The following is a 13,187-nucleotide window of genomic DNA, read 5'->3' as shown; positions in this document are numbered from 1 at the left end:
CACCGCTTGGATTTTTTCTTTTGAAGAAAATTTAGCCATAAAAAATGCACCTCCAATTGTTAGACTGTGTCTAACAATTGGGGTGCACTTCATAAAGAGAACTGACTTCTATTTGGATAATTATTGTTACTATAAAATTTTCACTTTAACAGTTTGTCTTCCCCAATTCATAGCTTTACTTTTTGAACCCATTAAAACATCAATACGATTACCTTTAATTGCACTTCCAGTATCACCAGCGATAGCTTCTCCATAACCTTCTACCCATACTTTAGATCCTAATGGGATTACTTTCGGGTCAACTGCAATAATTCTCATATTCGGATTTGCCGTTAAATCATGCCCCATCGCAGTTAAAACGCGTCCACCATATGTACCATTTTCACTTGGATCAGCAGTATACGCTGTCGCTACTACCGTTAATTCACGTTTAGCAGACTGTATGTTGTTTTTAGATGCTTCTTTCGCTCTCTCTTCTTCTTTAGCTTTTGCTATTTCTCTTGCTTTTTCTTCTTCTTTAGCTTTTGCTATTTCTCTTGCTTTTTCTTCTTCTTTAGCTTTTGCTATTTCTCTTGCTTTTTCTTCTTCTTTAGTTTTTGCTATTTCTCTTGCCTTCTCTTCTTCTTTAGCTTTTGCTATTTCTCTTGCTTTTTCTTCTTCTTTAGTTTTTGCTATTTCTCTTGCTTTTTCTTCTTCTTTAGCTTTTGCTATTTCTTGTACTTTTTCTTCTTCTTTAGCTTTTACTATTTCTTGCGCTTTCTCTTCTTCTTTGACTTTTGCCTCTTCTTTAGGCTTTACTATTTCTTGCGCTTTTACTTCTTCTTTGACTTTTTCTTCTTTAGGCTTTACTATTTCTTGCGCTTTCTCTTCTTCTTTGACTTTTGCCTCTTCTTTAGGCTTTACTATTTCTTGCGCTTTTACTTCTTCTTTGACTTTTGCTTCTTCTTTAGGCTTTACTATTTCTTGCACTTTCGGTTCTTCTTTAACTTTTACTTCTTCTTTGACTTTTACCTCTTCTTTAGGCTTTACTATTTCTTGTGCTTTCGTTGTTTCTTTCGCTTTTGCTACTTTCTGCGTCTTTACTTCTTTCTCTTCTTTAACTGATTTTTGTACTTTCGCTACTTGCTTCGTTTTCTCTTCAGTTTTCTTTTCAGTTGGTGCTGTACTTGATAGGAAAGAAACGTTTGCATAAGCAGTTTTTCCTTTATACTCAAATTGCAGCCATCCGTCTTTTACTTGATGCGTTGATTCAATTACATCATCTTTTTTTAGTCTGCCAAGAATTTCTGAATCCGTGTTTGCTTCAGTGCGTACATTTAACAAATTCGCCGTTACATGATATACATCTTTTGTAAACTCCGAACTTACAAACACTTCTTTACCATTCAACTCAATTTTTGACCAGCCATCTTCGGTATTTATGACTTTTAACTCTTGCCCATTCTTTACTTTTTCGACCACTTTTGATTCTGTAGTCGGTTTTTCACGTACGTTAAGTACATCTGCTGTTACAATTGTTTCTGCGGTAGCAGTTGTGGTAAACGCCCCCAATCCAAAAATAGTTGCTGTTGCTGCGCCAATTACTTTTTTCATATTAGCCTCCATTAAATTTTTTTGAATTTTACCAAATGCCTTCGTAAAATTGTATAATTTTACATAATATCAAAACATTTGCAACAGTATATTAATATTGTTTAATATACTGTTATTAAAACTCCTTACTCCAATACTATCAAATTCTCATTTCTAATTCTATATATTATAAATCTCCTTATCTTTTATAAAAGCTCCATGCTCTTCTTCACACTAAATAGTTGTAGCAATTCCCGCCAAAAATAAACTTACGATTGCTAAAATTTGAGTAGCGACAATAGCCCCTCTTAAATGAAACTTATAATCTTTATATCCTTTCATACCTTCCGTACTAGGAATCACAACAAACCTTGGAGTAATCCAGCAAAAAATTAGCCAATCAATTATAAGTAAATCTACTAAATTGAAAATCATTAAAATACCAAAAGTGTGTAAATAGGCATCCATATACATTAACTTTTCATGCTTATGTAGTATATATGTAGAAACGAAAGGACTACCGAAAAGAATAGTATTATATACAATATTAAAATAAATGCTTTGCTTTTTTTCATGAATCGATTTTGGAAAAACTACTTTTTGAATATCTTTCGGATAATCAGTTAACGAAAGTCGAGGATTATAATATAAGGACCCTAAAATCATTACAGATAGTACAATAGACATGATGACACCAACGTACATCATTTGTTCAAATTGATTCATATACTGTATTCACCCTTTTCTGTAATTACTATGATGGTCATTCACTTAATTACATATTGTATGTACGTACACAATCAAAAATTAACAACTAGCTTTAATAGCAAAGCAAAATTGTTGCAATGCAAATGCAAATTTAATACAGTGGAAGCCTAATTGATACAGATAGGATTGGTGAAACCTATGAAAATTGAACATATTGCAATTTGGGTAAATGACTTAGAATGTATGCGTGATTTTTATATGAAATACTTTAATGGTAAAGCAAACTCTTTATATCATAATAAAACGAAACAATTTGAATCTTATTTTATTACGTTCGAATCTGGAGCAAGACTTGAACTTATGCGTAAAAAAGGGATTGAAAATAAGCCTAATTTAAACATAACCGGCTATGCTCATATGGCTTTTTCTGTCGGTAGTGAAGAACGTGTGAATGAACTAACAAAGGTGATAAAAGATGCTGGTTATCCTTTATTAAATGGACCACGTTTTACTGGAGATGGCTATTATGAAAGTGTAATAGGTGATCCAGAAGGCAATCAAATAGAAATTACGATTTAACTTACATTGTACAAGCTGCAGCAGAACAGAAGTACATGATCCATTATGGGGTTTAAATGTAATTCAAAAAATGCTTAGGATTTCTCCGAAGCATTTTTTGTATGTTACTAATACATTTATTCCTTAACCATTTAGTCAATGCTTGAGCCTATGGTCCCTTCTTTTACAAGTGAGGGCGCCCCTATTAATCTAAATAAGCGTCTCATTTCCAATCTTCCAGCTAAACCATCTCCCATGTCCTTCTGTTTCTCCAACCGTTTCACGATATTCGTTTCCGTTAATATAATAATCAATATGAAGGTCACGATCCCACATGTTGTTATACAGGTGGAATACATCACGTTTTGCGCCAATTTCTTGTATTTGTTTTTCTAACTTATGTTTTACTTGTTCTGGTATTTGATTTGCGACGTGTGTATGGAAAATACAAATAACAGCTTCTTCACTTATTTGTTCAATAATAGATGATAATAGCTCTACACCGTCTCCTTCTATTAATTGGACAGATTCATTTTTCACTAAAGATGCAGCTTGATCAAACATCTCAAGCCTTTCTTTATGTTCTGGCCAAATTAAAGCACGTAACCATAAATAATCTTCCTCATTATGTAAATCATTCACATGTAAGTCCAGTCCGATTCTTTCTACGACAGATGGGCTTTCTTTTAGAAAATGCGGTACATTCTCCCCTCTTATTTCAGAAGTTACATGCACATTTGAATTTATATTTCCGTACATTTCATCCATCCCGTACGAATAACGATATTGGTCCCAGAACAGTTGCAACCCAGAACTTGTCCCAATTTCAATTAACGCTAACGGCTTCTTCACTTTGTTAAATATGTAGCAGAAACTTGGGTATAAGTATGCGCACCGTCTTACTTCATTTGTTTGAACGAGTTTCGTTTGTAACAAAGTAATGATTTCTTCTCGGTACTCTTTACAGAAATCTTTAAAATGATTAAAAGCTTTATCTAAATTTGTATCAGCATTTTCAACTAAACTACTATAATACGTTTTTAAATGATGTTCTTTCCCTGCTAGCAATAAATAATGTACTGCACCTAATAGTAAGTTTGGGACTGGTTGACCTACCTGAGCATAGGACGATAGTGTAAGTACTTCCTCATCTTCAGCAATTTTCATTGATAAATATTCATATAAATCACTTGACCCTTTACATTCCTTTATTGAAAAGTTTCGAAATAAGTTTGAAATTTGTTCTTTTGTACACATTAGAGTCCCTCCTTTTTATTTTTCAGAATAATCTTACCATTACAGAAAGAATAATCCCATAAAAAGGTACTCGATTTAGTCACTTAAGGATACGTAAGCTTTTTCGAGATAATTTCAAACTGTAATTTTTTTCTATTTACCACCTTAAAAGAGCTTGTTAAATAAGATTTTTAGCGAATAAAACGTTAAATAGTTTAAAATTATCAGATAACACTAGATATTTTAGTCTATTAATTATTATAATAGAGTATGAGATGGTTATATAATTGAGACAAAAAAGGTATACACCTAGGTGGGGCCTAGGCGGTGTTTCTCTTTTACGGCTTAGACATAGAAAACACCTACACTTTTTTGCCAATATAGGGGATGGAGAGATTATCATGAGCAACATGCAGCAAAAAACAGACGTTATCTTAATTGGTGCAGGAATTATGAGTGCAACGTTAGGCTCATTACTAAAAGAATTAGCACCAGAATGGGAAATTAAAGTTTTTGAAAAACTCGCAAGTGCCGGGGAAGAAAGCTCTAACGAATGGAATAATGCAGGTACAGGGCATTCTGCGCTATGCGAACTGAACTATACTTCCGAAAAAGCTGACGGATCTATAGATATTAGTAAGGCTGTAAAAGTGAATGAGCAATTCCAGCTTTCAAGACAATTTTGGGCATATCTTGTAAAGAGCAAATTAATTCGTAATCCACAAGATTTTATTATGCCACTACCTCATATGAGTTTAGTACAAGGGGAAAAAAATGTTGAGTTTCTAAAAAACCGTTTTGAAGCGCTTTCAAAAAATCCACTGTTTCAAGGAATGGAATTTTCTGATGCTCCTGAAACATTAAAAAAATGGCTTCCACTCATTATGGAAGGTCGCACATCTAATGAACCGATGGCGGCAACGAAGATTGACTCTGGAACAGATGTTAACTTCGGTGCATTAACACGTATGTTGTTTGATTACTTAAAAACAAAAAATGTCGAGCTAAACTACAAGCATAGTGTCGAAAATATTAAGCGCACGAAAAATGGTTTATGGGAAGTAAAAGTACATGATATGAATAGTGGTAAAATTGAGCATCATACTGCTAAATTCGTCTTTATTGGCGGCGGTGGCGGTAGCCTACCTCTACTTCAAAAGACTGGTATCCCTGAATCAAAGCATATCGGTGGCTTCCCAGTAAGTGGACTATTTATGGTATGTAAAAACCAAAAAGTTGTAGAGCAGCATCATGCGAAAGTGTACGGTAAAGCTAAAGTTGGCGCTCCGCCAATGTCTGTACCTCATCTAGATACGAGATATATAGACAATAAAAAAGCCTTACTGTTTGGACCATTCGCAGGCTTCTCACCTAAATTCTTAAAAACTGGCTCAAATCTTGACTTAATCGGTTCTGTAAAACCGAATAATGTCTTAACGATGTTAGCCGCTGGTGTAAAAGAAATGGGACTTACAAAATACTTAATTCAGCAAGTTATGTTATCACATGAAAAACGTATGGAAGAATTACGCGAATTCATTCCGAACGCGAAAAGTGAAGATTGGGATATTGTAGTCGCTGGACAACGTGTACAAGTAATTAAAGATACTGATGCTGGCGGTAAAGGAACACTTCAATTTGGTACAGAAGTAGTAAGTGCAGCTGACGGCTCAATCGCCGCATTACTAGGCGCATCACCAGGTGCTTCTACTGCTGTTCACGTCATGCTCGAAGTATTAGAAAAATGTTTCCCAAGCCGCATGGTAGAATGGGAAGAAAAAATAAAAGAAATGATTCCTTCATATGGCATTTCACTAACTGAAAATCCAAGATTGTTCCAAGACCTTCACACTTCTACTGGTCGTACACTTGGATTAAACGAAAAAGAAACTGTTCATAATTAATGCAGAAATAAAAAAACGTCCGATATATTCGGACGTTTTTTTGTCTACTAAAAATTATACTTATCAATATTATCTTTCGTAAATACAACTCGTTCTGGTAATACGATAATTCCGTTCCCTTCTGCCTCATAATCATATCCTTGAATGGAGTTTGGCTCTACTTTCACTTTTCCAATTCCTTTTACTTCGAAGCTATCCCCTACTTTTAACTTCTTCCCTTTTACAACAATTTCATTTGCTACATACGTTGCGAGAGCACCTTGTTGTTTTACATCCCATAAACCAAATTGTTGTACTGTTCCTCGTTTTACATAATCACGCATAACGTTCGGTGTAGAAAATCCAGTTACCACTACTTTTTTATCCATTTTTAAGTTTTCAGCTGCCTGCGCCATTGCTGGGAGTGCTGTTGCATCTGGACAAATAACTGCGTTAATATCTGGATACGTTTTTAATATGTTCTCCCCTACGGATAAAGATTTTTGTGCATTATTTTCACCGTACTGCGTCGTTACAATTTCCCAGTTCGGATATTTCTTTTTAATAATTTCTTTCGCTTTCGTTACCCATTGGTTTTGATCCGTTACTGTCGGGCTAGAATAAAAGAATGCTACTTTTCCTTTATCTCCAATTTGCTTGGAAGTCATTTCTATTAATAAGTTAGCAAGTTGGTCTGGTGTTCCTTGGCTTATATAAAAAGAACGATCTTTCGGATTCACATCAGAATCCCATGTTAAGACGGTCATTCCTTTTTTCTTAGCACGTTGTAGTGATTGCGATAAACCATCAACTGATGTAGAGGAAACCATAAGTGCATCATAGTTTTGGTTAATAAAATTATTTATATACTTTACTTGCCCTGATACACTCGCTTCAGACGGCCCATCATATTTCACTTGTACGCCTAGCTTCTCTCCCATCTCCTTTGCTCCTTCACCTCCCGATGTGAAGAAACCAACTCCTGTTAATTTCGGAATAAATGCAAATTTCACATCATCAGCCTTTTTCTTATCTGCCGTTTGGCTAGAACACGCAATTAAACCGATTAAACAAATACATACAATCAATACAATCCCTAGTTTTCTCTTCATGACATTTCCCCCTTATGCAAACTCTGTCTTTTCCCCGCTAAAAATTGATGTAATTTGAAATGTCTCATAATAACTGAAAGAATAAGGATAATACCTATTACTACATTGGATTGTTCATTTGTTAAACCCGTCATTTGCAAGCCATACTGCATGAGCCCAATGAAAATACTCGCCAGTACAGTACCGAAAATACTTCCTTTTCCACCTGTAATAAGTGTCCCGCCTAATACAACTGCTGTAATGATTGGTAATATTGTTTCGCTTCCTATATCAGCACGTGCAGAACCGAAATATGCAGTTAAGAAAGCTCCTCCTAATCCACCTCCTAACCCAGAAAGTATGTAAGCAATGATTACTACTTTCTTCGTCTTAATCCCGGTGTATTTTGCTGCATTTTCATTCGCACCTGTTAATTTTACATGGCGCCCGTATATCGTTCGGTGAAACAAAATCGTGCATACAATTGTTAATAAAATAAGTAGCCATAATAAATTGGGTATTCCTATAAAACTACCATTTGCTAGTTGTACATAAGTATCAGGTAAACCGCTTATTCCTTCGTACCCAGAAGCACCTGCCCCTCCTGAAATGACGAGGGCAATTCCCCCGTATAAAAACATCGTTCCGAGTGTAACGACGAGTGGTTCTACATCCGTCATTTTTATAATGAGTCCGTTTAAAGCGCCTGCTAAACAACTAATTATTAGGGCGATTATAACAGCAAACAAAATAGGTATTCCGTTCATCCAAAGTACACCGATTAAGATCGAAGTGAGCCCCATTATTGAGCCGATCGATACATCAATTCCTCCTGTTACTATAACAAAAGTCATTGGTATCGCCGCAATTGCGATAAATAGGAAATCATTTGTACTAAAAAGGAGATTACTAATATTTAAGAAATCACTATTTATTAAACTAAAAAGGATGAATTCTACAAGAAGTAATACAATTAGAACCCCTTCCCATCTATATACATACTTCATAGATTCATCCTCCTTTCTGCCTTCCACTTTTTCATAACACTATCTAATATGATGATAAGTAATAATAAAAAACCTGAAATAGCATTATTCCAAAATGCTGGTATTTTTAAAAAGACGAGTGAGCTACTTATTGTTTCTAAAAATAACGCTCCTAATGCAGCTCCAAATAAAGATCCTGTTCCTCCTTTTAAATGAATTCCTCCTAGTACAGCGGCTGCGATTACTTGTAATTCTAATCCTGTACCTGTTTGATTTGGCACGAACCCGATATCCATAACAAATATGCAACCAGCGAGCGCAGCGCTTATGCCTGAAATCATAAACGCATATATCTTCACTTTATTAACAGGTATACCAATAAGCCTCGCGCCATCTTCATTATCACCTACCGCATAAAAGTATCTTCCCAATGGCACTTTTCTTAAAAAGAAGTATAGTAGTAGTAAAATAATAAGAACGAACCATACAGTTATAGGTAAACCAAGAATGATGATAGATGACAGCTGCTTAAAATCGTTTGGAATATCTTCAATCCACTTCCCGCCTGTGAAAATTAACATTGCACCTCTAATAATTCCTAACATGCCTAATGTCATAATAATGGCTGGTACCCGAAACTTCGCAACTCCAATACCATTTACGAAACCGATAATGGCCCCAAGTATAATAGCTACAAATATCGACAAGAATGCACTATACCCATTCGTTAACATCATTCCGCAAACTGCTGCACTTAATCCCATGCTTGAACCAACTGATACATCTATATTTTTCGTAAATAAGACGAACGATTGACCGATTGCTAGCACGACTAAAATAACGCTTGATTTCATCAGTAAAGATAACGAGGTAAATTGAATAAAACTAGGGTTTATCATCCCTACAATAGCTATATAAATTAGTAGTAACAGTATGATAGACGTTTCATGCATTTTTAACATGCGTTTCATTCCGTTACACCTCCGTATGCAAAGCGTGTAACTTCATTCACACTCAGTTGTTCTTTTTCCATATGAGAAACAAATCGCCCATTTCTCATTACATATACACGGTTTACTAATTGGACAATTTCTTCAACATCTGAAGAGATTAATAAAATTGCGAGTCCTTCCCTTTTCATTTTTTTTATCGTCTCATACACTTCAAGCCTTGCTTTCGCATCAATTCCGCGAGTCGGCTCATCAAGAATAATAATTTTAGGATTACATGCAAGATACTTCGCAAGCACGACCTTCTGCTGATTACCTCCTGATAAAGATGCCAATTCTTTATTCATATTCTGTACAACAATTCGGAACTGTTCTATAAACGAATTAACTAAAGCGCTTTCTTTTTCTTGATTTATAAAAAAGCGATTATTTTGATATAAACTTGCTGCTGCAATATTTTCTTTAACAGAAGCAATTGAGAAAATTCCATTCCTCGCCCTATCCTCTGGCACATAAACTAGTCCTTCGTCTAGCCTTTTATGCAAAGAACACGTATCAATTGATTTTCCACCCAATAAGATAGACCCTGATTTTATAGTTTTCAATCCAAATATCGCTTCTGCTAATTCCGTTCTGCCAGATCCTATAATACCAGCAACACCTACAACCTCACCCGCATGTACAGTGAATGATATATTTTCGAATGCGTGACCATTTATATCAACCACTTCTAATATTTTTTTCGTCTTTGCTGTCTCTTGAACTACTTCTATTTTCTCTTTCTGTTTATATCCTTTTGGCAATAGTCCCTCCATCAGCATGTCATATGTATAGTCACATACATCACCTTGGCTTACAACCATTCCATCACGTAGTATTGCTACTTTGCTGGCAATTTCAAAGATTTCTGGAAATCGATGCGTAATATAAATCATCCCAATTCCTTTTTCTTGTAAACTTTTCATCAACACAAAAAGACTCTTAATTTCATGTGTTGTTAATGTCGATGTTGGCTCATCTAGAATAAGAATCTCAGCTTCTCTTATTAATCCTCTAACGATTTCTACTAACTGTTGTTGCGCAATCGATAATGTTCCTCCTAGTTTATTAAGGTCAATATCCCATCCTAAGCTGCTAATCAATTGCTGAATCTGTACTTTTAGTTTCTTTTTCTTTTCTTTTAACCCAATACATATATTTTCTTCAATGGTCATATGCGGAAAAATGAGCGGTTCTTGTGGTATTAAATAAATCCCTTCTTGGTGTGCTTCTTTTGGATTTGCAAACTGCTGTCTCTTTCCTTTCACATACATTTCTCCACTATCATACGAATATAACCCCATTAATATTTTCATTAATGTCGATTTCCCGGCGCCATTTCCACCAACTAAAGCGTATATATCACCATGCTCTACTTGTAAGTTCACTTCCTTTAGCACAAGTTGATTCGAAAACGCCTTACTCATTTTCTTCACTTGTAATAAGGGCACATTCTCCACATGATGTCACCTGCCTTTACCCAGAACATTTTTTGAGAAAATGATTATTTGTTCTACTTGTTTTGTAGCATTGTATATTCCTTTTTTCATATCTAGAACACTTTTTTCAATGTACTATTAATCGTTTCAACTGGAATAAACAAAATATGTGACACATATGTTTAAGCATTGGTCAATTGTTGAAAGGGATGAAGAGTATGTCACAGCTGAACTTTGAAGAAAATTTATTAACTAAAGTAGCCTGGTACTATTATAAAGATCAATTAACACAACAAGAGATTGCTTCACTTCTTCATATTTCAAGAAATAAGGTTGTCCGGTTATTAGATAAGGCACGCAGTGAAGGTATCGTTACATTTCACGTAAAAGGAACCGGTTTGCATTGCTTGAGCATTGAACGTGATTTAATGAAAAAGTTCTACTTAAAAGATGCTTTCATTATCCCTACTCCAATAAACAATTATGCTACTTCTCTCGGAAAAGCCGCTGCACAATATTTAGAGACTCATCTCCAACAAGGTGATTTACTCGGCATCGGCTGGGGTGAAACGATAAGTAAAATGCTAGAAAACATTCATTTTGAAAGTTCTATTAATCTTTCATTCGTAACGCTAACAGGCGGAGTAAACCACTATCTCCCAAGAAAACAAAACTATTTACACTACATGCAAGGTGATCTTCATATTATTCCTACTCCTTTTCTAGCATCTTCTACTGAAATGGCACAAAGTATTTTATCAGAACCAAGTGTGAAAGATATGCTTCATGTCGCTTCACTTGCACATACAGCAGTTGTCGGTATTGGCGGGTTATCTCAAGACGCTACGATTGTAAAAGAAGAAAAATTAACGCTACGTGAAATGACATATATTCGAAGTCAAAACGGGGCGGGCGATATTTTAGGACAGTTTTATAATACGAATGGTGATTTATTAGAGCTCTCGCATCACAATCGTCTAATTGGCACGCCTCTCTCTATTTTGCGCAATATGAATCATGTCGTTGGTGTTGCTGGAGGTACAGAAAAGATAGATGCAATTTATGGTGCCTTAAAGGGAAAGTTCATTCATACATTAATTACCGATGAGGAAACGGCCCTCTCCTTATTACGAAAGGATGGTGATTGTTAATGTCTCATTTATTAGCTTTTGATGCTGGTACAGGAAGCATTCGAGCTGTTCTTTTTGATTTACTAGGTAATCAAATTGCGGTCAGTCAAAAAGAATGGGTTCATAATACGGATCCTCGTTACCCAGGTTCTATGAATTTTGATGTAATAGAAAACTGGAAGCTAGTACAACAATGCACGAAAGAAGTTTTACAAAGAAGTAATGTCACGCCTTCTTCTATTCAAGCTATTAGTGCTACTAGTATGCGGGAAGGTTTTGTTTTATATGATAAAAATGGGCAAGAAATTTGGGCTTGTGCAAATGTTGATGGGCGTGCATCCGCTGAAGTTAGTGAGCTAAAAGAAATACGGTCACATCTTGAAGAAGATTTATATACTAGATCTGGTCAAACTTTTTCATTAGGTGCTTTACCTCGCCTACTTTGGATTAAAAAACATGAACCAGACGTCTACAACAATATTCACTCCTTTACGATGTTAAATGATTGGATTTTGTATAAATTAAGCGGCGTACTGCAAATCGACCCTTCCAACGGTTGTACGTCTGGAATCTTTAATTTACAAAATAGAAATTGGGATAACGATGTCGCTAAAGAGTGTGGTATATCTTTGCCATTCTCACCAAAAGTAAATGAAGCTGGCACTGTGATTGGTAATGTTACAAAAGAGTGTGCAGCACTAACTGGTTTACTTGAAGGGATTCCTGTCGTCGCTGGCGGCGGTGATGCTCAAATGGCAGCACTCGGGACTGGAGTCGTAAAACCAAATCAAACTTTAATATGCGGCGGCAGCTTTTGGCAACAGGAAGTGAATATTGCAGAGTCAACAACGGATCCAAATGCTGCAATTCGAGTAAATTGTCACGTCGTTCCGAACCTTTGGCAATATGAAACGATTGCCTTTTTCCCTGGCCTCGTTATGCGTTGGTTTCGAGACGCTTTTTGCCAAGAAGAAAAAAAGCTCGCTGAAAAACTCGGTGTAGACGTTTATGAATTATTAGAAGAACAAGCGAAAGACGTTCCTGTCGGTTCATATGGTATTATCCCTACTTTTTCAAACGTTATGAACTACATTTCTTGGCGTCATGCCGCACCTTCATTCTTAAATTTAAGTTTAGACGCTGACAAATGCGGAAAAAAAGAAATGTTCCGTGCTATTGAAGAAAATGCCGCCTTCGTTACACTTGGAAACTTAAAACTAATTGAAAATCTTACTGGTACATTCCCTTCTGAAGTCATTTTTGCTGGCGGTGCCGCTAAAGGGCAACTATGGCCACAAATTCTATCAGACGTTCTCGGCATTCCTGTAAAAGTACCAGTTGTGAAAGAAGCAGCTGCTTTAGGAACTGCAATTGCTGCTGGAGTTGGCGCTGGCATATATTCATCTATGGAAGAGACTGCCGAACAATTTGTACAGTGGGAAAATACATTTGAACCAATCACTGAAAATCACGAGCTATACAAGGAATTCTATGAAACATGGAAAACCGTGTATAGCAGTCAGCTCGCTTTAGCTGATAAAGGACTTACAACACATATGTGGATTGCGCCTGGTGCACTGTAACACATTTACATA

Annotated in this window: 11 protein-coding genes; 4 read left to right on the top strand and 7 right to left on the bottom strand. The window is 35.8% G+C overall.

Annotation, left to right across the window (positions count from 1 at the left end):
* Window positions 1–129: 129 nt before the first annotated feature.
* Window positions 130–1,593 (bottom strand): cell wall-binding protein EntB, encoded by a 1,464-nt coding sequence (entB, locus tag F3I02_RS03960; protein ID WP_230876764.1) that lies wholly within the window; start codon window positions 1,591–1,593, stop codon window positions 130–132.
* Window positions 1,594–1,806: 213 nt separating this feature from the next.
* Complete coding sequence (locus F3I02_RS03955) at window positions 1,807–2,298, bottom strand: hypothetical protein (protein ID WP_001071233.1); 492 nt, start codon at window positions 2,296–2,298, stop codon at window positions 1,807–1,809.
* A 180-nt stretch (window positions 2,299–2,478) separates the two neighbouring features.
* Here F3I02_RS03955 and F3I02_RS03950 point away from each other — a divergent pair, with 180 nt between their 5' ends.
* Window positions 2,479–2,859 (top strand): VOC family protein, encoded by a 381-nt coding sequence (locus F3I02_RS03950; RefSeq protein WP_000687534.1) that lies wholly within the window; start codon window positions 2,479–2,481, stop codon window positions 2,857–2,859.
* 189 nt (window positions 2,860–3,048) lie between these two features.
* Here the strand turns inward: F3I02_RS03950 and F3I02_RS03945 are convergent, their stop codons facing one another.
* Window positions 3,049–4,095 (bottom strand): DUF2332 domain-containing protein, encoded by a 1,047-nt coding sequence (locus F3I02_RS03945; RefSeq protein WP_000337434.1) that lies wholly within the window; start codon window positions 4,093–4,095, stop codon window positions 3,049–3,051.
* Window positions 4,096–4,475: 380 nt separating this feature from the next.
* On the opposite strand from F3I02_RS03945, the gene F3I02_RS03940 reads away from it, so the two are divergent.
* Window positions 4,476–5,978 carry a malate:quinone oxidoreductase gene (locus F3I02_RS03940; protein ID WP_000069138.1) on the top strand — a complete coding sequence of 501 codons (1,503 nt, stop codon included), beginning with the start codon at window positions 4,476–4,478 and terminating at the stop codon, window positions 5,976–5,978.
* A gap of 47 nt (window positions 5,979–6,025) precedes the next feature.
* On the opposite strand, the gene lsrB is transcribed toward F3I02_RS03940, so the two are convergent.
* From lsrB to F3I02_RS03920, 4 genes are read right to left on the bottom strand one after another with little or no spacing between them, the layout of a single operon-like run.
* Window positions 6,026–7,069, bottom strand: coding sequence for an autoinducer 2 ABC transporter substrate-binding protein LsrB (gene lsrB, locus F3I02_RS03935; RefSeq protein ID WP_000823656.1), 1,044 nt, complete (start codon window positions 7,067–7,069; stop codon window positions 6,026–6,028).
* Window positions 7,066–8,055, bottom strand: coding sequence for an ABC transporter permease (locus tag F3I02_RS03930; protein WP_196477650.1), 990 nt, complete (start codon window positions 8,053–8,055; stop codon window positions 7,066–7,068). The genes lsrB and F3I02_RS03930 overlap by 4 nt, the downstream gene beginning before the upstream one ends.
* Window positions 8,052–9,005: an ABC transporter permease subunit gene (locus F3I02_RS03925; protein ID WP_196477649.1), complete on the bottom strand. Its 954-nt coding sequence runs from the start codon at window positions 9,003–9,005 to the stop codon at window positions 8,052–8,054. Before F3I02_RS03925 ends, F3I02_RS03930 begins: the two co-directional genes overlap by 4 nt.
* Complete coding sequence (locus F3I02_RS03920) at window positions 9,002–10,483, bottom strand: sugar ABC transporter ATP-binding protein (RefSeq protein WP_000432622.1); 1,482 nt, start codon at window positions 10,481–10,483, stop codon at window positions 9,002–9,004. Before F3I02_RS03920 ends, F3I02_RS03925 begins: the two co-directional genes overlap by 4 nt.
* A 197-nt stretch (window positions 10,484–10,680) precedes the next feature.
* Here F3I02_RS03920 and F3I02_RS03915 point away from each other — a divergent pair, with 197 nt between their 5' ends.
* Both F3I02_RS03915 and lsrK read left to right on the top strand, forming a co-directional pair.
* On the top strand, window positions 10,681–11,613 hold the full coding sequence (locus F3I02_RS03915) for a sugar-binding transcriptional regulator (protein ID WP_000080669.1): 933 nt from the start codon (window positions 10,681–10,683) through the stop codon (window positions 11,611–11,613).
* Window positions 11,613–13,175, top strand: coding sequence for an autoinducer-2 kinase (lsrK, locus tag F3I02_RS03910; protein WP_196477648.1), 1,563 nt, complete (start codon window positions 11,613–11,615; stop codon window positions 13,173–13,175). Before F3I02_RS03915 ends, lsrK begins: the two co-directional genes overlap by 1 nt.
* Window positions 13,176–13,187: the final 12 nt, after the last annotated feature.

The organism is Bacillus sp. SRB3LM (assembly GCF_015712745.1).
GTDB classification, from domain to species: Bacteria; Bacillota; Bacilli; order Bacillales; family Bacillaceae_G; genus Bacillus_A; species Bacillus_A thuringiensis_K.
This window is presented reverse-complemented; position numbering and strand designations above follow the sequence as displayed.

Coding starts and splice junctions, on each gene's coding strand:
- entB (WP_230876764.1), bottom strand. CDS start 1,593: ATGAAAAAAGTAATTGGCGCAGCAACAGCAACTATTTTTGGATTGGGG.
- F3I02_RS03955 (WP_001071233.1), bottom strand. CDS start 2,298: ATGAATCAATTTGAACAAATGATGTACGTTGGTGTCATCATGTCTATT.
- F3I02_RS03950 (WP_000687534.1), top strand. CDS start 2,479: ATGAAAATTGAACATATTGCAATTTGGGTAAATGACTTAGAATGTATG.
- F3I02_RS03945 (WP_000337434.1), bottom strand. CDS start 4,095: ATGTGTACAAAAGAACAAATTTCAAACTTATTTCGAAACTTTTCAATA.
- F3I02_RS03940 (WP_000069138.1), top strand. CDS start 4,476: ATGAGCAACATGCAGCAAAAAACAGACGTTATCTTAATTGGTGCAGGA.
- lsrB (WP_000823656.1), bottom strand. CDS start 7,069: ATGAAGAGAAAACTAGGGATTGTATTGATTGTATGTATTTGTTTAATC.
- F3I02_RS03930 (WP_196477650.1), bottom strand. CDS start 8,055: ATGAAGTATGTATATAGATGGGAAGGGGTTCTAATTGTATTACTTCTT.
- F3I02_RS03925 (WP_196477649.1), bottom strand. CDS start 9,005: ATGAAACGCATGTTAAAAATGCATGAAACGTCTATCATACTGTTACTA.
- F3I02_RS03915 (WP_000080669.1), top strand. CDS start 10,681: ATGTCACAGCTGAACTTTGAAGAAAATTTATTAACTAAAGTAGCCTGG.
- lsrK (WP_196477648.1), top strand. CDS start 11,613: ATGTCTCATTTATTAGCTTTTGATGCTGGTACAGGAAGCATTCGAGCT.